We start from the raw sequence: 22,229 nt of genomic DNA, 5'->3' as shown, positions 1-22,229 counted from the left end.
GCGAGCGCAGCGAAGCAATCCAGGGCAACTCGCGCAAGCTCTGGATTGCTTCGTCGCTTCGCTGCTCGCAATGACGATTCTGTGCGATTAGAGTCGAGTAATCTAACCTGATTTAAGACGCATATTTCACCGAACAGCCATAGGGCCGGCTGCTGGCGACCGATACCGCCTTACCCGCTTTGATCTCTTTCAGCGCCTCGGTGACATGGTTGCGCGCGCCGGGGATATCGGCCTGATTGGCGGTGGGTTTATCGTCAATACCGCCCTGATAAACCAGCATGCCGGTGCCATCGATGATATACATATGCGGTGTGGTCTTAGCGCCATAGGCTTTGCCTACGCGGCCATCGCGGTCGAACAAATAATGGGCAGAATTGAAATCCTGATCGGCAATCATCGCCCTCGCTTCATCGGCGGTGAGGTCGCCCTGCTTGCCCGCGGCACCCGAGTTGATCGTCAGCCATACCACGCCATCGGCCTTCGCGGCAGCCTGGGTCTGCTGCATATTGCCGCTGTTATAATGTTTCTGCACGAAGGGGCAGCCGGGATTATGCCATTCGAGCACCACCGTCTTACCCTTGAAATCGCGCAACGATACCCTCTCGCCATCGGCATTGGTGAGCATGAAACCACGTGCCTCTGCGCCGTTCTGCACCGCTGCCTGTGACGGCGCGATCAGGGCATAGCCGCCCAGCGTGGCACCGGTGATGGCGGTAGCGATCAGAGTCTGTTTCAGCATCTTGTTTCTCCCTTATGTAACGCGGTCAGGACACCAACGAGGTCAGCGTATCCACGGTCAGCACTTGCGGCAATATTTTGGCTTCGCCGCCCGGCGCATAATAGACATAGAGCGGTACGCCCGAGCGGCCATGCTCTTCCAGATAACGGGTAATCTCGGCATCGCGGCGGGTCCAGTCGCCTTTCAGCACCGCGACATCGGCCCCGGCAAAGGCGTCTGCGGTGGCCTGACGCTGCACTGCCGCGGCTTCATTGGCCTTGCAGGTGATGCACCAGTCGGCGGTAAAATAGGCGAAGACCGGGCGACCCTCGGCGCGCAGGCTGGCCAATCTGGTCTCGCTGAACGCTTCACTCGCCAGCGTCTCGCCGGCGGTCTCGGCAGAGACACCGGCACTGCCCCCCGCAGCCACCGGGAGCACCAGCAGGGCCGCTACAGCCGCCGCCAGCGCCGGAGCGGCCGGCAGCCAGCTGCGCTCTGCACCGCGCTGCTGGCGGCGGCCGACCCACCACAGGAACAGCGCGAAGATCATCGCTCCGGAAAGGCCTATCATCAGGCCCTCATTGCCGGTCTGCTGACCCAGCAGCCAGGCCAGTGCCAGCACCGAGATGAACATCGGCACCGACATGATCCGGCGGAAAGTATCCATCCATGGCCCGGGTCGCGGCATCATCTTGCGCAATGGCGGGGCGAAGCCGAGGATCAGGAAAGGCAGCGCCAGGCCGAGACCAAGCCCGACAAAAATCAGCATCCCTGCCAATGGCGGCAAGACAATCGCCGCACCCATGGCGGTGGCCATAAACGGCGCGCTGCACGGCGTCGCCACCAATGCCGCCAATGCCCCGGTCCAGAAGGCGCCCCTGGCACCGCTCTGACTGGCCAGGCCGTCACCAACGGCAACAGTGCCAAGCTCGAACAGCCCAGCGAGATTGAAGGCAATGGCGGTGAACAGGATCAGCAGCACGAAAATGATGCGTGGATCCTGCAGCTGGAAGCCCCAGCCGATCTCGGCCCCGAAAGCACGCAGTGCCAGCATCGCCCCGCCCAGTGCCAGACAGAAAAGCACGATCCCGGCAGTATAGGCCAGCGCATCGCGGCGGGCATGGCTTTCCGCACCGCCCGCCTTGGCCAGGCTGATCGCTTTCAGGCTGAGGATCGGGAAGACACAGGGGAAGATATTGAGCAGCAACCCGCCGATAATCGCGCCGCCAAAGGCCAGCAGGAAGGTCGCCATGCCGGCATCGGCTAGCGCCGACCCCGAACCAGCGCCATCCATGGCAACTGCACCGTCACCCAGTCCGGCAAAGCCGTCCGCGCCGATATCCCTGGCTGTCAGACTGAGTCCCTGATGCGCGCCGATGCGCAACACGCCCTGGAGCGGCACACCACCGATTGAACGCGCTCCGGTCTCGATCACCAGATTATCGCCCTGACGCAGCACCGTCTGCGGCGCGCTATAGTCGACCACACCATCGGTGAGCGGGAAAAAATAGGGCTCTTCAATTTCGCTGGTGGCCGGAAAAGGGATGCTGATGCGGATCGTTTCGCCCGAAACCGCATAGCTGGCCTCATTACCCAAAGGCGCGGGAAGCCGCGCACGCCAGCCATCAAAACGCGCGCGCGCATCATCGGAAACCGTCCCATCGCCAGCAATGACGGTGAAGCTGAGTTCATCCTCTTCCGGTACGCAGATTTCATCGGTGCAGGCGAGCCATTCGGCCTTGACCGAGACCGGCAATTCGGTTCCCGGCGCAATCGACGCGTCGAGCGTCAGCGGCATCAGCAGCGCATAATCTTCTTCATAGATGAAGTTCATGATACCGCCGATGACCAGCGTGTCGGGTACCGGATAGCTGAGTTCACCAATGCCGACGCCTTCGGGCAGAGTCCATTTCAGCGTTGCCGGAATGCCGGCATCACCGGGATTGGCCCAATAGCCATGCCAGGTCGGTGCCGGTGACATGGTCAGCGCCAATGTCACCGTTTCACCCGGCTTTGGTGCCTCGCTCTCCAGTTCGAAAGCGGCGGTGATATTGGGTTCACCGCCACCAAAGGCATTTTGCGCCTGTGCCGGAATGATAGGCATAAGCATCGTCAAAAGCGCCAGTAGCAGCGCGACGGGCTGGATCAGCGGGAAGGGCATGGTGCGATTCATCGGGTCGGTATTTCCTGCATCAATCGGCTATATAGCGTTTCCGGACGTGTCGCCAAGCCGCGTTGCCAGCTATGCCCGGCAGACACGACAACAAGGCGGCAGCGGCAATCACCCCGTACTTATAGTCTGATTAGCGTCAATGCAGGAAAATGTTACAGCCGCGCAAAGATATTGCTGTGAAGAACGGTGCGGAGCGTCAGTGCCTAGCGCTTCTGATAGCGTGTCAGGCCCCGCCCCAGCTTGTTGCCGCTGATATTCAGCGGTTCACCGCGCCAGTCGGCGACGAACCAGGTATTGCGGTCGACGCCGGGAGCGATCCGCGCATCATTACCGGTGATGGTCAGTCCATTGCTCGGATTCTGCTGACCCTCGGGACCGACAGCAATGAACGCGCTCCAGTTTTCCTTGTTGCGGCCCTGGACGAAGAGATTGTTGCTGATCTCACCCACCGCGCCGATCGACAGATCGATCATGTAATTGGTGGTGACACCCTTGGTATCGTCAAAGCTGTTGCCGATGATCCGTACCCTGGGTGCCCGGGTTTTGACATAGTGGCCACCCGTGCCCTGTTCGAAACGGCTGCGGGTGACGGTCAATGAACCGAGCTGGCCGATATAGATGGAATGGGCACAGCCCCGGCCACCGCCACAGCGGCCAAGGCCGGAAAAGGTACTCTTGTCGATGGTCAACGACCCCTGCGGATCATTGGCGGTCAATATGCCTTGTTGTGAATTGCGGAACCAGCTGTTGACGACAGTCACCTGGCCGCGCTCGTGACGAATACCCGCGCCATTAAGGTCGGGAACCTGCATGTTCTGAAAGATCAACCCGCGAATCTCGGCACCCTGACCACGCAGAACAAGCGCCGCCTTGCTCTCACAAATACCACCATCGAAAATCACGCTACCCGGCTGGGCGGCCTGATAAACCACATAGCCGCCAGTCTGTACCGCACAGTCGCGATAGGTACCCGGTGCGATCTCTATGGTGCCTCGGGAATTACCGATGCTTTTCACCGCCTGGTCGAGGCTGTTGAAGCGCTTGCCGGTCTCGGCGACGGTAAAACCGCCACCCTGCTGCGCCTGCGCGGTATTACTGGTCAAGAGCGGTGTAGCAACCAGCGCGGACGCTGCAGCAAGCGAGAACAGGGACAGAAAGCGGGGGAATGCGCGGGCCATCAGACATCTCCGGCGACAAATGGGGTTATTTCGAAGACTATCGCCTTATCCGCAGTACGGCCAGCCCTGACAACGCGCTGTGCCATTTTGGGTGCGCTTTGCCAGAAGAGGTTAAGGCCCGCCGACGATCAGGTGCACTGATAGGATTGCGACAGGGCCGGAATGCGGACTGTCTCGCCATCGACGCTGAGCACCGCCTCGCCAATGCTCCAGCCGCCATAAGAAATCTGGGCATAGGCGGTTTTCTCGCGATATTCGAAGCTGATGCTGCCCGAACTGTAGCGGGTGGACTTTGTTTCAGGGTTGAACTCGGAATTTGGCAGATTGCGGAAGCGGCCATCCAGAACCAGCCCGGATGTGGTGTCATCAACGCCCAGCAGTCCGCCACTGGCGAATATCAAGCCACCCGAGCGCGCAATCAGCACCTGGATATCCTCGATATTGCCCGGAGAACCGGCATTTTCCGGAGCGAGATAGATTTCGGTCACACAATCCGGCTGTTGTCGGAAATGCGGTGGGCCGAGAATGACCATGCCAAGACGGTCGGTCAGCGCCACCACATCTGCACCACTCGATGGATCGAGGCCTAATAGGCTGCGATATTCCGGCTTTACTGCTGCCAAAAGGCTGTCGTCCAGCGGCATTTTGACATCATAAGGGCCTTCGGCATAGCTCCCGGCGATATAGGCCAGCGCCGAAAACACCAGATTGCGTTGCCCAGCATCACCTTGCTCAAAGCCAATCAACAACTGGTCAAAATCAGGGCAGGATGTGTTCCGCTCTGTCCCACGCTTTATACGTTCGGCCTGGAGGCTGGCGCAATATTGCCGCCTGACCTTGCCGTTCCACAGCCGTGCATCAAACACATCGGTCCAGCTTATCTCACGGTCGAGTTCGCTGTCCCACAGATAGGCATCGAGAAACTGCCCCTGAGGCCGGTTATTGGTGGAACCGGTAACCGATACGGTCAGCAAGCGGTCGAGACTGCCATAGGTGGACCAGCCATGCTGGGTATAGGGGCGAATTCTTTCCTGTCTGTCATAGGTTTTTCGCCATTCCGCCAGCTCTTGTTGCCCGCGCTGTTTCGCTTTGGAGAACAGGCCCGGACTGTCAGCAATGCCCTCGTCATAGCCAAAAACGAAATCGAAATTGGTCAGCTTGTAAGTCTCTTCGATAATATCGGGACCGCCGATATTGCTCTTGATAGTGTTTGTGATCACCGCAATGCCTGACGGCACCGAAAGCGCCGCTGTGGAAGTGGCTGAACCGGCTTGCGTTGCTGCAACAGCCGGTGCCGGCGTCTCCACCGGCACTGGAGGCGGAACTGCTCCCGGCATTTGTGGGCGCATATTGGCCGGAACACCAGGCAAAGGATTGCCGGGGCTGATCCCCATGCTCGCCATGGTGGCTTCAGCGATGCATTGCGCCTTGACTTGCCAGAAGCGGCCATAAACAGCCTGATCGACTGGTGTACTGTGGCCATCATCGGTGAACAGTGATTGCATGTCGCTGTCCGAGACTTTGGCTGCGCGCGCCTTGGTGATGGTGCAGGGGCAGCTATCCGGTGCAGTGATTTCGGTTGAACGGCAGAGCTTTTCCAGCGCAGCGTCATCGCTTTGCAGAGCCGTTGCGCCAACTGGCAGTGCCAAGATCGTTGATGCTGCCAAAACACTGCGAAACCGCATCATATTGCCTGCCCCTTTTCATCGCCATCGACTCAGTATCTACTATATATTGGCGTCAACTTTATGGCGTCAGTGCCCGGGTGCAAGCCTGTATTCAGCTCATCGGATGAGATATTTATCTATGCTTCGCCCACCAGTTCCCGGTCGATCAGAACGGCCAGCAGCAGCGCCGGGCCGCCATGTGCTTCCCAAGCATGGTTGGTGCCGCGCTGGATAACGACATTGCCGGGTTTCAGCCGTGTCGGTTCGCCGCTTTCGAGGATCAGCGACACCTCGCCCTGCAGCAGGCAGATAACATCGATACTGTGCGTCTCGTGCATCGCCGGATGGCGCGACTGGTCGATCATATGCCGGTCACCATCGGCCTGGGCAAAGGCCTGTTTGACCAGCGCATCGAGCTGCGGCTTGGGCACGCCTTCGGGCAGCGGATTGACGACAAACCAACGCACCTGAAAATTGCCCTTGCGGGGTCCCAGCACCGGCCTGGCGGTACCCAGATCGTCACCTGCCTTGGGGTCAAGCGCACCGCTCGAAGCATCTTCCCAGATTTCGAATAGCCCGCCGGCATCCACATCACCCATGCTCGAGGACGGACCGTCATCGATCATGATGAAGGACTCACCCCCGGGCGTGTCACCGGTAATGATGCGCCTCAGCGCGTCGTCAAATGCTGCCATGGTCATGCTCTCCTGTCTGTTATGCATGACGCTATCATGGAGCCCGAAGCCCGACAAACGGGTTCTGGTGACTAATCCATATTGGGCCGCAGCCAGCGGCGGGCGATATCGATATCCACGTCGCGCCGGGAAGCATAATCGGTGAGCTGATCCTCGCCGACACGCGCTACACCGAAATAGTCCGATTGCGCATGGCCGAAATAGAAGCCGGAGACCGCCGCTGTCGGCAGCATGGCGAAGCTTTCGGTGAGCGTGATGCCGGTATTCTCGGTCGCGTTGAGCATATCGAACAGGACCGGCTTCTGGCTGTGATCGGGACAGGCAGGATAGCCCGGTGCAGGCCGGATGCCGCGATACTGCTCACGGATCAGCGCCTCGTTGGTAAGCTGCTCATCGGGCGCATAGCCCCAAAGCGTGGTGCGGACATGCTGGTGCATCCGCTCGGCAAAAGACTCGGCCAGCCGGTCAGCCAGCGCCTTGAGCAATATGTCCGAATAATCGTCATGATCGGCCTTGAACCGTTCAAGATGCTCGTCAATGCCATGGCCTGCGGTAACGGCGAAGCCACCCATCCAGTCCCCTTCCGGATCAATGAAGTCAGCTAGGCACATATTGGCTCGGCCTTCGCGCTTTTCGACTTGTTGGCGCAGGAACGGCATACGCACCTTTTTGCCATCCACATCAATCAGCACATCATCACCGTCACGCTTACAAGGCCACAAGCCGACCACGCCTTTAGCGGTGAGCCATTTCTCGGAGATGATTTTATCGAGCATCTTCTGCGCATCATCAAACAGGCTGCGCGCACTCGGGCCGACCACCGAGTCATCCAGGATTTTCGGGTAGCTCCCCGCCAACTCCCAGCTGCGGAAGAATGGCGTCCAGTCAATCGTCTCGACCAAGTCTTCCAGATCCCAGTCCCCATAGACATGCAGCCCCGGCTGCTGCACCGGCGTTGCCTTCATGCTCATATCGGCGACAAAACCATTAGCGCGCGCGGTTTCGAGCGGGACCAGTTGCGACTTGCCGCGCCCTTCCCGCTTGGCACGGACTTCGGCATAGTCATTGGCGGTGCGCTCAATAAAGCCTTCAGCCTGTGTCTCACTGACCAAAGTTGATGCCACACCCACAGCGCGACTGGCATCGAGCACATGCACCGTCGGGCCCGAATAGGTCGGCGCGATACGCAAGGCCGTGTGCACTTTGGATGTGGTCGCACCGCCAATCAGCAAAGGCCGCGTCATGTCAGCCTTTTCCATTTCCTCGGCCACGGTCACCATCTCGTCAAGCGACGGGGTAATCAGGCCCGAAAGCCCGATCATATCAGCGTCATTCTCGTTCGCGGCCTTGAGGATATCCTGCCACGGCACCATCACGCCCAGATCAACGACCTCAAAGCCATTGCACTGCAGCACCACGCCGACGATGTTCTTGCCGATATCGTGCACATCGCCCTTTACAGTGGCCATGATGATCTTGCCTTTGCCCTTGGCGCCTTCCTCTTTCTCCGCCTCGATAAAGGGGAACAGATGCGCCACGGCCTTCTTCATCACCCGCGCGGATTTGACCACTTGAGGCAGGAACATCTTGCCCGATCCGAACAGGTCGCCGACGACATTCATACCGTCCATCAACGGCCCTTCAATCACCTCAATCGGTCTGCCGCCGCGCTCTTTGACAGCCAGCCGCATTTCTTCGGTATCATCGACGATATGCGCGTCGATGCCCTTGACCAGCGCATGCTCCAGCCGTTTGGGCACATCATAGCTGCGCCATTCCGCCGCGGCCTTGTCCTCTTCCTTGGACTTGCCGCGGAAGCTCTCGGCCATTTCGATCAGGATTTCAGTCGCATCGCCGCCATTTTTCGGTTCGCGGTCGAGGATAACATCCTCGCACGCCTCGCGCAGCGCCGGGTCAATATCGTCATAGATATCGAGCTGACCGGCATTGACAATCGACATATCGAGCCCGGCAGGGATAGCGTGATAGAGAAATACGCTGTGCATCGCCCGGCGCACCGGCTCATTACCGCGGAAACTGAACGACAGGTTGGACAGACCGCCAGAGAAATGCACATGCGGGCAAGCAGCTTTGATCTCTGCCACCGCCTCGATAAAATCCAGCCCATAGCGGCGATGCTCGTCAATGCCGGTGGCGACAGCAAAGACATTGGGGTCAAAGATGATATCTTCCGGCGGAAAACCGATGCCGGTGAGCAGCTTATAAGCGCGGATGCAGATTTCGACCTTGCGGTCCTTGGTGTCCGCCTGCCCGGTCTCGTCAAACGCCATCACCACCACAGCGGCGCCATAGGCCATGCATTTGCGCGCATGGGCGAGAAACTCCTCCTCGCCTTCCTTCATGCTGATCGAATTGACGATCGGCTTGCCGGAAACGCATTTCAGCCCCGCTTCAATCACCGACCATTTGGACGAATCGATCATAAACGGCACCCGGGCAATATCGGGCTCGGCAGCGATCAGCTTGAGGAAGCGCGTCATCGCCTTTTCCGCGTCGAGCAGGCCCTCGTCCATATTGATGTCGATAATCTGGGCGCCATTTTCCACCTGCTGGCGAGCGACCTCGACAGCAGCATCATAATCGTCATTCATGATCAGCTTTTTGAAGCGCGCCGACCCGGTAACATTGGTGCGCTCGCCGATATTGACGAATTGGGTGGAGGATTGGGTCATATCTCTTTTGTTTCCTAATTCCTCCCCGTTTTCGGGGAGGGGGACCATGCAAAGCATGGTGGAGGGGGTTGGCAACAGGAGAAAGCGCTTGTGGCCCGCCCCCTCCACCACGCCCTAGAGGCGTGGTCCCCCTCCCCTTTGCAGGGGAGGATGTTACGCCGCCATGGTGAAGGGTTCGAGGCCCGATAGCCGGGTTTGTACCGCAAGTGACGGGATCGTGCGGGGGGAAGCGCCTTCGACCGTACCGGCCATTGCTGTAATATGCTCGGGTGTGGTGCCGCAACACCCGCCGACAATATTGACCAGACCGTCCTCCAGCCATTTGCCGATCAGCGCCGCCGTTTGCTCGGGCGTCTCGTCATATTCGCCGAGATCATTGGGCAGGCCGGCATTGGGATAGGCCATGACCAGTGTATCCGATGCATTGGCGAGAGCAGCGAGGTGCGGCCTCAACTGGTCCGCGCCGAAAGAGCAGTTCAGCCCGACGGTCAGTGGCTTCACATGACGAATGGCGTGCCAGAAGCCCTCGACGGTATGACCCGACAGATTGCGTCCGGCCATGTCGGTAATCGTCATAGAAATCATCAACGGCACATCACGACCGGCAGCCAGCGCCGCTTCCTGCGCTGCCATCGCCGCCACCTTGGCATTCAGCGTGTCGAAAATCGTCTCGACCAGGATGAAGTCAACACCGCCCTCGATCAGCGCGTCGCATTGCGCACGATAAACCGCCAGCATCTCATCAAAATCCACCTCGCGAAACCCGGGATCATTGACATCGGGCGACAGCGACAGCGTCTTGTTGGTCGGACCGATAGCCCCGGCGACAAAGCGCGGGCGGCCATCCCTGGCGGTGGCGCGGTCACAGGCTTCGCGCGCCACCCGCGCCGAGGCGATATTGATGTCGCGCACCAGATGCTCGGCCGCATAATCGGCCTGGCTGATCGAGTTGGCGCTAAAGGTGTTGGTTTCGATAATGTCCGACCCAGCGGCGAGATATTCATCATGGATAGCGGCCAGCACATCGGGCCGGGTCAGCGCCAAAATGTCGTTATTACCCTTCTGATCGGCTGTCAGTTCAAGGTCCCCGCGATAGTCCGCCTCCTGCAGATTGCGGTTCTGGATTGCGGTGCCATAGCCGCCGTCGAACAACATGATGCGCTCTTTGGCGATAGTCTTCAGTTGCTCGCGTGCGCTCATTCGGCTGCCTCCTTCAGGGGAGATGCCTTGGCGCGGATGCCGAGCAGATGGCAAATGGCGAAGCTCAGATCCGCACGGTTCAAGGTATAGAAATGGAAATGGCGTACCCCACCAGCATAGAGGCGGCGGCACATTTCTGCCGCGACTGTGGCCGCGACCAACTGGCGGGTGGCGGGGTGGTCATCCAGCCCCTCGAACAGATCGTCCATCCATTGCGGTATCTGCGCGCCGCACATGCCGGAAAATTTGCGTGTCTGCGCGACATTGGAGACGGGCAGGATGCCCGGTGTGATCTCCGCATCGATGCCCGCCGCTGCCGCCGCATCACGGAAACGGAAATAGGCATCGGGCGAAAAGAAAAACTGGGTGATGGCACGGCTGGCCCCGGCATCCAGTTTGCGTTTGAGATTATCCAAGTCCGCCTGCGGACAATCAGCCTCCGGGTGTGTCTCGGGATAGGCGGCCACCGAAATCTCAAACGGTGCAATCTCTTTCAACCCTGTCACCAATTCAGCCGCACTGGCATAGCCTTCAGGATGTGGCTCAAACGCACAGCCCTCCTTGGGCGGATCGCCCCGTAGTGCGACAATATGCCGCACACCCGCAGCCCAATATTGCTCGGCCACTTCGCGGATTTCATCCTTGCTCGCCTCGACACAGGTCAGATGCGCCGCTGCAGGCACTTCGGTCTCACGGATAATCCGGGCCACCGTGGCATGGGTGCGCTCGCGCGTCGAACCACCGGCACCATAGGTCACCGAAACGAAACGCGGACCCAGCGGTGCCAGCGTCGTCATCGTGTTCCACAACGTCTCTTCCATCTTCGCGCTTTTCGGCGGGAAGAATTCGAAGGACACTTCGACATCATCGCCCGAAAGGCCCGCAAAGAGCGGGGTATCGAGCGCGGTGCGCGCTTCCCTGAGCTGATCGAGCGAAAGCGGAGTCGGGGACGAAGTCATACGGATCGGGCCTTTCGCCGGTTGGCGGTAACGGGAGAAATCATGTCATCCTGACCGGAACCAGGATGGCGGTTACGCTTTTGCGTTTCACTGCCAATCCATATGCGGATCGTCAGCGGCGCGCCTTTGAGTTCGCGGCTTTCCGACAGGGTAATACCGGCAGCAGCCATGAAATCACGCATCTGTGAGTCGGCGAAACCAAGACGCGCATGGGCGTCGCGACTGCGCAGTTCCTCCAGCGCATGCGGTGCAAAATCGATAATGGCCACAGTACCACCCGGAGCCAACACCCTGCCAATCTCTGTCAGAACGGCACCCGGATTATCGGCATAATGCAGCGCCTGGTGCATCACGACACAATCGAAGCGGTCATTATCGGCAGGCAGGCTGTAAAAATCGCCAAGCAGCCATTCGACCTGATCGGGGCCGAATTTTTCCAGCTTGGCCCGGGCGAGGCGCAACATCTCCGGGCTCTTGTCGAGAGCGGTGGCGTGGTCGGCACGGTCGGCAAGCAGTTCGATCATCCGCCCGGTGCCGGTGCCGACATCGAGAATATCGCCCAGATCATCGCCGAGCATCGCCAGCAACGCCGCCTCGACCTTGTCCTCGGGCTGGTGGAGCATCCGGATCGCATCCCATTCATCGGCATGGGCAGCAAAATAGCGTGCCGCCTGGTCCGCCCGCTGCGCCCGGATTTCCTCGAGCCGGGCGATATCGGCATCGCGCTGCGCTGCCATAGATGGGTCGAGAAAGTCGTGCTGACACAGCAGCTGCCGCAACAGTTCAGCGCTGGAAACACCCGATGAGGCGATTTTGAGCCGCAGGAAAACCCAGCTGCCCTCCTTGCGGCGTTCGGCGAGGCCAGCCTCGACCAATATGCGCACATGGCGCGAAACCCGCGGCTGGCTCTGATCAAGCACCAGCGCCAATTCGCCCACGGCCAGCTCCATCTGCTGCAACAGCAGCAGGATTCGCAGCCGAGTCTCGTCGGCAAGGGCACGAAAAGTGGTCAGCATATCCATTGCGGCAATCATATAAAGATTTCTTTATATCCGGTCAATCGCTCAATAACCGCGGTTTTGAAACCCCATGAAGGCACATGTTACATGATTTCACAGCGCACAGACCGCAACGGCCATTGCCTTGCCCCGCCGTGTCGATTATCCACAGGCTGATTTTTTTCCAGGGAGTATTGAGACATGACCAAATTCCACCGTTCACTGATGATCGCAACCCCGCTTGCACTGGCCCTCGCTGCCTGTGGCGGTGCCACCGAAGGCGAAACCACCGAATCGGAAACCAATGCCGAAGACACCATGGGTGCCGCTGAAGGTGCCGGCGATGCCATGGCACCGGCAGAAGGTGCTGGCGACGCCATGGCTCCTGCCGAAGGTGAAGCTGCGGCAGAAGGTGAAGAAGGCGAAGCTGCTGCCGAAGGCGAAGGTGAAGGCGAAAAGTCTGCCATCGAAGCTGCTGCAGAAGACAAAGCCAATGAACTGCTGAAAAAGGCAGAAGAAAAGGCTGACGAAAAAGCCGCCGAAATGATCGGCAAAATCGGCAACTAAGGTCCGGTAATGGGTTTCGACCCCAGGCTATTCCCGCATGCCGTGGCAGCAACATTGCTGCTGACGGCATGCGGACCAGCTGAAAACGACCCCGGCCCGGGCGGTGTCACCGTTGGCGAGGCCAAGATGCTCGATGAAGCGGCCGAAATGCTTGATGCACGCCAGGCCGATTATGGCTCTGCCGCGCCGCAACAGGCGCCAGCCGCCGCTGAGGATATCGAGAGCAGCGACCAACAGGCAGGCGCTGCAGAATAGGCCATTAACGGCCAAATCCACACTATCTGACGATATGCTGCTTTAGACTTCGGTCGACCTTTAGCGCCGGTGCGATGACGCAACCGCGCGTGACACATTCTGCATCAGCTGCATACGCTCGGGCACCGGCGCCGTGGTATCGCCCAGCATCACCACCACAGCATAGCGTGTGCCATCGGGAGCGGTCATGATACCGACATCATTATAGCCGGTGGAGATGGGCGGCAAATCCTGCCCGGTGCCGGTCTTGTGGCCAAATTGCCATCCTGGCGGAACCCCGCCCTTGAGCCGTTTCGGGCCGCTGCGGGTGCGGCTCATCGTCTGCAATATCAACTGGGTCGATTGCGCCGACAAAAGATCCCCACGGGCCAGCCGCGCCAGCGCATTGGCAATCGCTTCCGGGCTGGCGCCATCGATAGGATCGTTGAGATAGGCGTATAGCGCCTTGCGCCGCGCCTCATAGGGCTGGCGCGCGCGTTCGGCCTGAAAAGCGCGTCCTTCGGAGAGATTCTGTCGCCATTCGATACCGGCAATCCGGCTTTGCAGCAGCCGCTCACCAGGGCCGAAACGGATGCGGCCAAGATCCTTGCGGTCAATAAAATCGCGCACCGCATCGGGCCCGCCGACATGGCGAAGCAGTGCATCATTGGCGCTGTTGTCGCTGCGGGTAATCGCCAGATTGAGCAATTCACCTGCGGTTTCGACGATACCCCCTTCACGGCGTACCCGCCGTGCCATGGGCTGGTAGAACACGGTCAGATCGCTCGGGGTTATGCTGATCGGATCATCCAGACTGAGTTCGCCGCGATCAACCTTGTCAAGCAGGGTCAACGCCACCCACAGCTTGGACACGCTTTGCTGTGGGAAATACTGGTCGCCACGATGCGACACCAGCCAGTCGCCATCGATCCGTCGCACCGCAATCCCGGTCTTGCCAGGAAAGCCACGCCACAATGCGAAGAGCCGCTCGCGCAATTCAGACGGAGCCTCGGCACGACGCGGTAGCGACAATGGCGGCGGCACTGGCTGCACCCTTTTCGATCCGGTCGCCACCGGCTCGGGTGGCACCGGTCGCGCGACCTGTTCATCAACCGACCCGGATGCACAGGCACCCAGCGATACTATCAGGAACAGGCCGATGATACGGCGCGGCAGGGACGATAAAACGGGCATCGATCTCTCGGGCATCACATGGGTGTGCACAAAGGCGGTAAAGCTGTCTCATGGCCTAACCGACAGCGCCGGTTGAGCGGATTGCGACAAAGGATTCTATAGTTGCGGCAAGCTGTTACCGGGATGAACGGCGAATGCTTGCGATACCGTGCCAAGACCTATCCGCAGCTGCCGACGTGACGGGCCTCTACGGTGAACTGGAACGGGGCATTGTTGAACAGACCCTGCGAGCTGATCTGCGCGAGATGCGAATTCTCGGTTTTCAGCGAGGTATAGCCGTGCCCCTTGCGGCCACATTCGTAATAAATATAACCCTTGTCATCGCTTTCGCGCAGCGTCTTGCGCTGACACAGCGGACCGCGATGGCGCAATTGCAGCAATTGCTTGACGTCACGGACGCAGACGCGATCTACCGTTTCACCACTGGAACGGTCGCGAATCTCCCACAAGCCAGGCTCAAGCGAATTGAGCCAAGGCATGCCACCTTGCGCCAGAAGCGGGGCCGCCAGCGGACTTGCCAATAATGCAGCCGCCAAAACTGTTTTGCCCCGAAACTTCATATATGCGCGCCTCAAATTGCTGATAAACCCAAATTTCTACACTGCTTATATAGTGCAGAATTGCGGCGATTTCATGGTAATTTCCGGCAAAAGCCTGTCTTCAAAGCGCTTCTGGCCCGGAAAAACCTTTATAATCCATGGATTTCGAAGATTCGCGAGCAAAAAGCACAATCGACTTTGATAACCCCGTTTTCGTCGCGCATTTCGCTGCGATCGGCTTCGGAGAAACGCTCCAATATCTCGCGATAGCGCTCCAATGTGCAGCGACATCCACGGCTGAGCATGCTGCCCGGTTCGACCCGGATTTCATGCTCTTCATGGAACAGCCGCCACACCAGCTGCTCCATGCTGAGGCTGTTGTCGAGCAATTCGTCATGGCCCAGCGTCTCGGCGAGAATCGCGGCATGTTCCCATTCAGGGTGGTCGTGACGAACGTGCAGTCGCTCGCGCCCGATTTCACCATCGGGAAGATGCTGAAGCAGCAGGCCGGCACCGCGGCAATCGTCTTCATCGGCACTGATCGCGACCTTGATCAGCGTCGGGATCTGCTCAGACTGGAAGAAATAATGCTGACACGCCGCCGCCAGTGAATCACCTTCGATCGGGACAATGCCCTGATAGCGGCCTTCGCCCTCATCGCGATCAAAGGTGATCGCCAGATATCCGGTACCGAACAGCGTTTCCAGCGAGGCATTGGCCCCCAGTTCTGCCGCCCGATCCGCGTCAAACTGGGCATAGCCGCGCAATTGGCCGGCGCGATAATCGACCACCAGCAGGCTGATGACACCGGTTTCGGACTGGGCTTGCCCAGATTGCGCCTGCATGGTCAGCTGGCCACCTGCCGATTTCAGCAGCGAGCCGAGCAATGTCGCCAACACCAGCGCTTCGGCCAGGACCAGCTTGATCGCAACTGGATAGTCATGCGCCGCCAATATTTCGTCAAGCACTGCATCGAGCCGTACTGCGCGGCCGCGCACGGCACGCTGCGGCAGGAAGAAGCGCAGCGGCTGATCGCGGAAAATCTCGTTTCCCGTTTCGGATGAAAGAATGTCAGTCATAGCAAGCCATATAGGCACTAAATCTGGCCGAACACCCAGCGCAATACCGATTTCTGGGCGTGGATACGGTTTTCCGCTTCATCCCATATCGCCGACTGCACGCCATCGAGCACCGCATCGCTGGCTTCCTCGCCGCGATGCGCCGGCAGGCAGTGGAGGAACATCGCATCCTCGCGCGCATGCTGCATCAACGCCTCATTGACCTGATAGGGCATCATCGCTGCCAGCTTGGCTTCGGAATCTTTCTGACCCATTGAAATCCAGGTATCGGTGACGACAACATCGGCACCGCCGGCTGCTGCAACCGGATCATCGGTGACGGTGATGATCGACCCGGCCGCGCGCGCAGCGGCAATAAATCCTGCATCGGGCTCATAGCCTTTGGGTACGCCGACACGGACGTTGAAGAACATCATCCCCGCCGCCTCGATAATGGAGTTGGTGACATTGTTGCCGTCGCCGAGCCAGGCCAGTTCCAGTCCGGGCAGCGCCTTGCCCGCTTCGATAATCGTCAGCAGGTCGGCCATGATCTGGCATGGATGCGACAGATCGGTGAGACCGTTGATTACCGGTATATCGGCATGATGCGCCATCTCCTCAACCTTGGCATGGTCATCGGTGCGCAGCATGATCACATCGGCCATGCGCGACAATACCCGCGCGGTATCGGCCACCGTCTCGCCGCGTCCCAATTGCGTCGTCCCGGCGTCGAGTACCAGCGCCGAGCCGCCCAGCTGGCGCATTGCCATGTCAAAGGAAACACGGGTGCGGGTCGAGTTTTTCTCAAACACCATGGCGAGAACATGACCATCAAGCGGTGCATCGCTGTCGGCCCGGCCGCGCGGCCAGTGCGCCCGCGCCGCCTTGCGGTCAATGGCGTCGTTAAGCATCGCCGCCACCGCATCCGGGCCTGCATCGCCAAGATTCAGAAAATGCCGCATCTCGGCGGTCATTGTGCCGCTTCCAGCTGCGCCTGATAGCTGCGCGCACCGGCGGAGAGCTTTTCGATGCACTCATCGATATGCGTCTGCCCGATGATCAGCGGCGGCAGCAAACGCACGACATTGTCACCGGCTGCGACCGTCAGCAGGCCATGATGATCGCGCAGATGCGCCACGAACGGACGGCTCTCGACCTTCATCTTGAGGCCCAGCATCAGGCCTGCACCGCGGACATGATCAAACAGCGTGTCATGATTGGGGATAAGCTGGTTGAGCGCCGCAGTCAGTCGCTCACCCATGGTGCGGACATGCGCCAGGAATTCGTCATTATTGACGACATCAAGCACCGCCTCGCCCGCTGCCATTGCCAGCGGACCGCCGCCATAGGTGCTGCCATGGCTGCCAAAACCCATACCGCGCGCCGCCTTTTCAGTGGCGAGGCAGGCACCGAGCGGGAAACCACCGCCAATACCCTTGGCGCTGGCCATGATATCGGGGACAACACCATAATGCTCATAGGCATAAAGCTGTCCGCTGCGCGCTACGCCGCACTGCACCTCGTCGAATACCAGCATCATGTCCTGCTCGTCGCAAAGCTTACGCAGGCCCTGCAGGAATTCAGCGCTGGCCGGGCGGATGCCCCCCTCACCCTGAATCGGTTCGACCAGGAAGCCGGCTGTATCGGGGCCGACCGCGGCAGCGGCCGCCTCGAGATCATCAAATTCGACATAGCGGAAACCGTCCAGCAATGGCTGGAAGCCATGATGCATCTTCTCCTGGTTCGAAGCGCTGATCGTCGCCATGGTGCGGCCATGAAAGGCGTTTTTGAAGGTTATCAGCACCCGTTTCCTGTCATCACCATCCTCATGCTGGTGATAGGCGCGCGCGGTCTTGATCGCGCATTCGACAGCTTCGGCGCCCGAGTTGGTGAAAAACACCGTATCGGCAAAGGTGCTGTCGACCAGCCGCTGGGCCAGCTTCTCGCCCTGCGGGCTGCCATACATATTCGAGACATGCATCAGCGTCGCCGCCTGATCCTGGATCGCCCTGGTCAGATGCGGATGGCCATGGCCCAGCAGATTGACCGCAATGCCGCTGGCGAAATCGAGATAGCGCTCATCCTTTTCGCCGATGAGATAGCAGCCTTCGCCCCGAACGGGTCGCACGTCGCAACGTGGATAGACGGGCATGAGCGGGGTGATGGACATGAATGGCAAACTCCTGAAACACAGCCTCAACCAGGGCCTGAAATATGCGGACGCAACGAAATACGCCAGAAAAACAGCAAAGGCGGCCCGGAACGATACCGACCGCCTTTCAAGATTGACAGCAATATAGCGATGCCGGTCAAGCCGGGTCAACACATGTCGCAACGCTGCAAAGACCATGGCAAGAACATGGTCGTTCCGGGATGATCATAGCGACTTGCAAAGGTACAAGATTCCCACTGGCGCGGGCCGCGTGCTTTTGCTAGGCGCGATGCCGCTGACACATCAGCGACACGCACCCGTAGCTCAGCTGGATAGAGCGCTGCCCTCCGAAGGCAGAGGCCAGAGGTTCGAATCCTCTCGGGTGCGCCATTGCATCATGATGATGCGCGCGGTCCGTTTCGCCTCAACGTTCGCGCCCGGCTTCGTTGACGGCCTGTGATATCGGCGACAGCAAATACTGGATAATTCGCCGCCTGCCCGTCTTGATCTCGGCCTGAACCGACATACCCGGCTGTACCCGGTCGCACAGGCCGCTGCGCTGTGATGCTTCGGAACTGCAGTCGAGCCGGATTTTCGCGGCGTATACCAGCCCCTGTTGCTGCGGCTTGCCGCGTTCGTCCTGAATGCTGCCCGCCGGGCGCTGTGCCAGATCGATGGCATCGCGGCTGATAAACTCGACCTCGCCGTCGATCAGGCCGTAATCGGTGAAATTGAACGCCTCGAGCTTGACCGCAACACGCTGGCCGACATTGACGAAACCGATATCCTTGTTCTGGACAAAGGCCTCAACCTCAACGGCGCTGGTGCAGCGGCTGGGGTCGGGGGCCGGTTGCCCCGGCCGCGCGGCACAGGGCACGATCACCATCAACGCCTGGGCTGGCTGGACAACGCCGCCGACAGTGCTGATCGCCAGCTGCTGGACCACGCCGTCAACCGGAGCGCGCAATTCCTGAAACTGGCGGCGACGAGCGGCCTTGCGCAATTCCTCGCTGGCCATGGTAGCCCGGTCATTGGCCTCGGCGAGATCGCTTACCGCTGTCTTGCCAAAGGTTTCGCGCAGCCGGCGCAATTGCGCATTGAGCGTACCAATGGCTGCGCTTGCACGGATCCGGTTCGCCTCCTGCACATCGATATTGCGCATGTGTTCGGCCTGCGCCTGTTCGAATTCGAGCAGGCGCAGCTTCGAAAAATACCCCTTGTCCGCCAGCTCCTGCCGCGCCACCATTTGCTGCTCGATATAGGGCAGTGCTTCATTGAGCTTGGCGATTTCCGCCTCCGCCGCCTGCAGCTCGGCCTGGCGCTCGGCGCGCTGCTGCATCAGATTGGCTTTTTCCGCCTCATATTCGGCAATAGCGGTGCGGACAAATTGCCGTTCGGTTTCGACAATGTCCTCGGGCGCGCCCTCGGGCGGCACGAACTGGCCCGATCCGGTCTGGACATAATCGAGCAGTGCATCGTTGCGCGCCTGCAATATCCGTGCGGCGAGCAGGGTCTGGCTGCTTTGTGCTTCATCGGCGGTCGCGAGGGTCGGATCGAGCTCGATGAGCAGGTCGCCCTTTTTGACATATTGGCCGTTACGCACATGAATTTTGCGCACCGCGCCAATCTCTATCGACTGCACCAGCTTGGCGCTGCCCGCCGGGACTGTCTTGCCACCTGCTACCGCGACCACATCGACCTTGCCGATCACCGCCCATAGCAGTGCAATGACGAACAGACTGCACAGCGACAGCATGAGGAAACGCAGGCCTGGGCTGGGCGGTTTTTCGATAATTTCAAGCGCTGCGGGCAGAAACTCATGGTCGCTGCGCGGCTTGGTCTTGCCCTCATTGGCATTTTGCTGGCGCCAGCTTTCGGCAAAAATCGCCAGATGCTTGTGCAGCGTCGGGAAACGGTCAGCCAATACGCCCATCATGCCGCTCCGGTGACGCCCATTTGCTTGTTGTACAACTGAGCATAGCGCCCCCCGGCCGCAAGCAGCTCCTCATGGCTGCCGATCTCGGTAATCTCGCCTGCCTCCACCGTCATGATGCGGTTGCACTGGCGCACCGCGGACAGCCGGTGGGCGATGATCATCACCGTCCGGCCCATGGCGATGGCGTTGAGGTTGTTCTGGATGATTTCCTCGCTCTCGGCATCGAGCGCACTGGTCGCCTCATCCAGGATCAGGATCGACGGGTCTGTAACCAGTGCCCGGGCAATGGCGAGCCGCTGGCGCTGACCACCGGACAGGTTGCTGCCGCGCTCTTCGATCATCGTGTCATAGCCATGCGGCAGTTCGAGGATAAAATCATGCGCGCCGGCGAGCTGGGCCGTCTTGATGATCCGGTCCATCGCCATCGCCGGATCGGACAGTGCGATATTCTCGCGCACCGAGCGATTGAACAGGATGTTCTCCTGCAGCACGACGCCGACCTGCCGCCGCAGCCAGGCTGGGTCGACCAGCGACAAATCGGTGCCATCGACGAGTACCCGTCCCTGCTCCGGCACATAGAGACGCTGCACCAGCTTGGTCAGAGTCGACTTGCCCGAACCCGACGGCCCGACAATACCGATCATCTCGCCTGGCTGGATGGTGACGCTGACGCCGCGCAACGCCTCGGGTGCATCGGGGCGATAGCGAAAGCGTACCTTGTCAAACTCCACCTGCCCCTTGATCGGCGGCAGGCTGGCGCGATTGGGATTGTGCTCGGGTTCGGCCGGCGCATTGAGAATATCGCCCAGCCGGTCGACCGAAATGCGCACCTGCTGAAAATCCTGCCACAATTGCGACAACCGCAGGATCGGCTGCGCCACACGGCCCGCCAGCATGTTAAAGGCAACCAGTGAGCCGACGGTCAGATCACCGGCGATCACCGCCGACGCGCCAAAGAACAATATGCCCACAGTGGTCAGCTTGGAAACCATCTGGATCAGATGGCTGCCCCAGTTTCCCAGCACGGTGACATCGAAACCCGTCTTCACATAGCCGGAGAACTGCTTTTCCCATTTGTCGCGCATGCGTGGTTCGACCGCCATTGATTTCAGCGTGCCGATCCCGGTCACCGTCTCGACCAGAAATGCCTGATTTTCCGCGCCGCGCTTGAATTTCTCGTCAAGACCCTTGCGCAGCGACGGAGTGATGAACACCGAGATTGCGACATAGACCGGGATGGTCAGCGCCACGAGCAGTGTCAGCATCGGCGAATAGAGATACATCACTGCGAAGAAAACGATGGTGAAGAACAGGTCGATCACCACCGTTACCGCATTGCTGGTGAGAAAATTGCGGATATTCTCCAGTTCACGCACACGCGCTACACTGTCACCGACGCGTCGCGCCTCGAAATAGGACAGCGGCAGATTGACCAGATGGCGAAACAGCGACGCCGACAGCTCGGCATCGACCTTGGATGTGGTATGCGCGAACAGCCAGGTCCTGAGACCCGACAATATCGTCTCGAAGATCAGCACGACCGCGAGGCCGAAAGCCAGCACCTCCAATGTGGTCATCGACTGGTGCACCAGCACCTTGTCAATAACCAGCTGGAAAAAAATCGGTGATGCCAGCCCGACAAGCTGCAGGAAGAAGCTGCCGATCAAAACATCGCGCAGCGCCCGGCGATATTTCACCAGCGCGGGAATGAACCAGCCAATATCGAAAGCACGCTTTTCACCGGCCATGCGTTCACGCGATGTCATCAGCAATATAGCGTTGGAGAAGCGATCCTGCATCTCCTCCAGCCCCCAGATTTCCGGGCGCTCGCCATCATGCCGCTGAACAAGATAGCGCGGGATTTCGGCCTGGTCGTCGACCTTGAGCAGGATGACGGTGTTGCCATCGGCGAGACCCATAAGACACGGCACCGGCAGTTTGTGCAGCTCGTCAAGATCAGCCTTGCGCTGCCGTGCAATCAGCCCCAGCCGCTTCGCGGTACGCACCAGGTCGCCAAATTCATAGGGCCGGTCTCCAGCGCCACGATCATGGTGAATTTGTCCGGGGTCGGCAGGCATGCCGAGAAACTTGGCGAGCAGAATAAAGCACGCCAAGGCAGAATCGATGCGCGGTGCGTCACCGATATCCTGTTGATTTTCTTCGTCAGTCACCTGGGTGGAGGGCCCCCGTATCAATGCGGGATATTTTTACCAAAGCATATCGGCTCGGACCAGCATCATTTCGTAACCGCAACATGATGCTCAGGCG

The 22,229-nt window shown here is 59.6% G+C and carries 18 protein-coding genes and 1 tRNA gene; 3 read left to right on the top strand and 16 right to left on the bottom strand.

Translation table 11 applies throughout. From position 1 onward, the window contains the following. Positions 1 to 112: 112 nt before the first annotated feature. The 9 genes from AAFX04_00600 to AAFX04_00560 form a co-directional block, all read right to left on the bottom strand. Positions 113 to 739, bottom strand: coding sequence for a thioredoxin family protein (locus tag AAFX04_00600; protein MEO1043919.1), 627 nt, complete (start codon positions 737 to 739; stop codon positions 113 to 115). Positions 740 to 764: 25 nt separating this feature from the next. Continuing rightward, positions 765 to 2,891, bottom strand: a complete 2,127-nt coding sequence (locus tag AAFX04_00595) for a protein-disulfide reductase DsbD domain-containing protein (GenBank protein MEO1043918.1) — start codon at positions 2,889 to 2,891, stop codon at positions 765 to 767. Positions 2,892 to 3,094: 203 nt separating this feature from the next. Then, on the bottom strand, positions 3,095 to 3,994 hold the full coding sequence (locus AAFX04_00590) for a right-handed parallel beta-helix repeat-containing protein (protein MEO1043917.1): 900 nt from the start codon (positions 3,992 to 3,994) through the stop codon (positions 3,095 to 3,097). 203 nt (positions 3,995 to 4,197) lie between these two features. Beyond that, the gene (locus tag AAFX04_00585; protein ID MEO1043916.1) at positions 4,198 to 5,718 is read right to left on the bottom strand and encodes a hypothetical protein; all 1,521 of its coding nucleotides are present in this window, start codon (positions 5,716 to 5,718) and stop codon (positions 4,198 to 4,200) included. 155 nt (positions 5,719 to 5,873) lie between these two features. Then, positions 5,874 to 6,431 carry a cupin domain-containing protein gene (locus AAFX04_00580; protein MEO1043915.1) on the bottom strand — a complete coding sequence of 186 codons (558 nt, stop codon included), beginning with the start codon at positions 6,429 to 6,431 and terminating at the stop codon, positions 5,874 to 5,876. A 71-nt stretch (positions 6,432 to 6,502) separates the two neighbouring features. Further along, positions 6,503 to 9,124, bottom strand: coding sequence for a methionine synthase (gene metH, locus AAFX04_00575; GenBank protein MEO1043914.1), 2,622 nt, complete (start codon positions 9,122 to 9,124; stop codon positions 6,503 to 6,505). Positions 9,125 to 9,277: 153 nt separating this feature from the next. Beyond that, the gene (locus AAFX04_00570; GenBank protein ID MEO1043913.1) at positions 9,278 to 10,324 is read right to left on the bottom strand and encodes a homocysteine S-methyltransferase family protein; all 1,047 of its coding nucleotides are present in this window, start codon (positions 10,322 to 10,324) and stop codon (positions 9,278 to 9,280) included. Beyond that, on the bottom strand, positions 10,321 to 11,283 hold the full coding sequence (gene metF, locus AAFX04_00565; GenBank protein MEO1043912.1) for a methylenetetrahydrofolate reductase: 963 nt from the start codon (positions 11,281 to 11,283) through the stop codon (positions 10,321 to 10,323). The genes AAFX04_00570 and metF overlap by 4 nt, the downstream gene beginning before the upstream one ends. Next, on the bottom strand, positions 11,280 to 12,317 hold the full coding sequence (locus tag AAFX04_00560; GenBank protein ID MEO1043911.1) for a metalloregulator ArsR/SmtB family transcription factor: 1,038 nt from the start codon (positions 12,315 to 12,317) through the stop codon (positions 11,280 to 11,282). Before AAFX04_00560 ends, metF begins: the two co-directional genes overlap by 4 nt. A gap of 165 nt (positions 12,318 to 12,482) precedes the next feature. Between AAFX04_00560 and AAFX04_00555 the strand changes: the two genes are divergently transcribed. Both AAFX04_00555 and AAFX04_00550 read left to right on the top strand, forming a co-directional pair. Further along, positions 12,483 to 12,848: a hypothetical protein gene (locus tag AAFX04_00555; protein MEO1043910.1), complete on the top strand. Its 366-nt coding sequence runs from the start codon at positions 12,483 to 12,485 to the stop codon at positions 12,846 to 12,848. A 9-nt stretch (positions 12,849 to 12,857) separates the two neighbouring features. Beyond that, the gene (locus tag AAFX04_00550; GenBank protein ID MEO1043909.1) at positions 12,858 to 13,103 is read left to right on the top strand and encodes a hypothetical protein; all 246 of its coding nucleotides are present in this window, start codon (positions 12,858 to 12,860) and stop codon (positions 13,101 to 13,103) included. A gap of 60 nt (positions 13,104 to 13,163) precedes the next feature. Here the strand turns inward: AAFX04_00550 and AAFX04_00545 are convergent, their stop codons facing one another. From AAFX04_00545 to AAFX04_00525, 5 genes are all read right to left on the bottom strand, one after another. Further along, entirely contained in the window at positions 13,164 to 14,276 is a 1,113-nt protein-coding gene (locus AAFX04_00545) for a serine hydrolase (protein MEO1043908.1), read from the bottom strand. A 158-nt stretch (positions 14,277 to 14,434) separates the two neighbouring features. Continuing rightward, the gene (locus AAFX04_00540) at positions 14,435 to 14,755 is read right to left on the bottom strand and encodes a hypothetical protein (protein MEO1043907.1); all 321 of its coding nucleotides are present in this window, start codon (positions 14,753 to 14,755) and stop codon (positions 14,435 to 14,437) included. Between the two features lie 209 nt (positions 14,756 to 14,964). Further along, complete coding sequence (locus AAFX04_00535; protein ID MEO1043906.1) at positions 14,965 to 15,894, bottom strand: Hsp33 family molecular chaperone HslO; 930 nt, start codon at positions 15,892 to 15,894, stop codon at positions 14,965 to 14,967. A gap of 17 nt (positions 15,895 to 15,911) precedes the next feature. Beyond that, positions 15,912 to 16,847: an ornithine carbamoyltransferase gene (gene argF / locus AAFX04_00530; GenBank protein MEO1043905.1), complete on the bottom strand. Its 936-nt coding sequence runs from the start codon at positions 16,845 to 16,847 to the stop codon at positions 15,912 to 15,914. After that, entirely contained in the window at positions 16,844 to 18,043 is a 1,200-nt protein-coding gene (locus AAFX04_00525; protein ID MEO1043904.1) for an aspartate aminotransferase family protein, read from the bottom strand. Before AAFX04_00525 ends, argF begins: the two co-directional genes overlap by 4 nt. 295 nt (positions 18,044 to 18,338) lie before the next feature. Between AAFX04_00525 and AAFX04_00520 the strand changes: the two genes are divergently transcribed. Next, positions 18,339 to 18,415, top strand: a tRNA-Arg gene (locus tag AAFX04_00520). A gap of 34 nt (positions 18,416 to 18,449) precedes the next feature. On the opposite strand, the gene AAFX04_00515 is transcribed toward AAFX04_00520, so the two are convergent. Both AAFX04_00515 and AAFX04_00510 read right to left on the bottom strand, forming a co-directional pair. Further along, positions 18,450 to 19,961, bottom strand: coding sequence for an HlyD family type I secretion periplasmic adaptor subunit (locus AAFX04_00515; GenBank protein ID MEO1043903.1), 1,512 nt, complete (start codon positions 19,959 to 19,961; stop codon positions 18,450 to 18,452). Continuing rightward, positions 19,958 to 22,132, bottom strand: coding sequence for a type I secretion system permease/ATPase (locus AAFX04_00510; protein MEO1043902.1), 2,175 nt, complete (start codon positions 22,130 to 22,132; stop codon positions 19,958 to 19,960). Before AAFX04_00510 ends, AAFX04_00515 begins: the two co-directional genes overlap by 4 nt. Between the last annotated feature and the right edge of the window lie 97 nt (positions 22,133 to 22,229).

The organism is Pseudomonadota bacterium (assembly GCA_039818985.1).
Taxonomy (GTDB): domain Bacteria; phylum Pseudomonadota; class Alphaproteobacteria; order Sphingomonadales; family Sphingomonadaceae; genus Alterisphingorhabdus.
The sequence above is the reverse complement of the archived record's forward strand: the minus strand, read 5'-3'. Positions and strand labels throughout refer to the sequence as shown.

Excerpts from the sequence above, each read along its gene's own strand:
- AAFX04_00600 (MEO1043919.1), bottom strand. The coding sequence starts at position 739 with ATGCTGAAACAGACTCTGATCGCTACCGCCATCACCGGTGCCACGCTG.
- AAFX04_00595 (MEO1043918.1), bottom strand. The coding sequence starts at position 2,891 with ATGAATCGCACCATGCCCTTCCCGCTGATCCAGCCCGTCGCGCTGCTA.
- AAFX04_00580 (MEO1043915.1), bottom strand. The coding sequence starts at position 6,431 with ATGGCAGCATTTGACGACGCGCTGAGGCGCATCATTACCGGTGACACG.
- metH (MEO1043914.1), bottom strand. The coding sequence starts at position 9,124 with ATGACCCAATCCTCCACCCAATTCGTCAATATCGGCGAGCGCACCAAT.
- AAFX04_00570 (MEO1043913.1), bottom strand. The coding sequence starts at position 10,324 with ATGAGCGCACGCGAGCAACTGAAGACTATCGCCAAAGAGCGCATCATG.
- metF (MEO1043912.1), bottom strand. The coding sequence starts at position 11,283 with ATGACTTCGTCCCCGACTCCGCTTTCGCTCGATCAGCTCAGGGAAGCG.
- AAFX04_00560 (MEO1043911.1), bottom strand. The coding sequence starts at position 12,317 with ATGATTGCCGCAATGGATATGCTGACCACTTTTCGTGCCCTTGCCGAC.
- AAFX04_00555 (MEO1043910.1), top strand. The coding sequence starts at position 12,483 with ATGACCAAATTCCACCGTTCACTGATGATCGCAACCCCGCTTGCACTG.
- AAFX04_00550 (MEO1043909.1), top strand. The coding sequence starts at position 12,858 with ATGGGTTTCGACCCCAGGCTATTCCCGCATGCCGTGGCAGCAACATTG.
- AAFX04_00545 (MEO1043908.1), bottom strand. The coding sequence starts at position 14,276 with ATGCCCGTTTTATCGTCCCTGCCGCGCCGTATCATCGGCCTGTTCCTG.
- AAFX04_00540 (MEO1043907.1), bottom strand. The coding sequence starts at position 14,755 with ATGCCTTGGCTCAATTCGCTTGAGCCTGGCTTGTGGGAGATTCGCGAC.
- AAFX04_00535 (MEO1043906.1), bottom strand. The coding sequence starts at position 15,894 with ATGACTGACATTCTTTCATCCGAAACGGGAAACGAGATTTTCCGCGAT.
- argF (MEO1043905.1), bottom strand. The coding sequence starts at position 16,847 with ATGACCGCCGAGATGCGGCATTTTCTGAATCTTGGCGATGCAGGCCCG.
- AAFX04_00525 (MEO1043904.1), bottom strand. The coding sequence starts at position 18,043 with ATGTCCATCACCCCGCTCATGCCCGTCTATCCACGTTGCGACGTGCGA.
- AAFX04_00515 (MEO1043903.1), bottom strand. The coding sequence starts at position 19,961 with ATGATGGGCGTATTGGCTGACCGTTTCCCGACGCTGCACAAGCATCTG.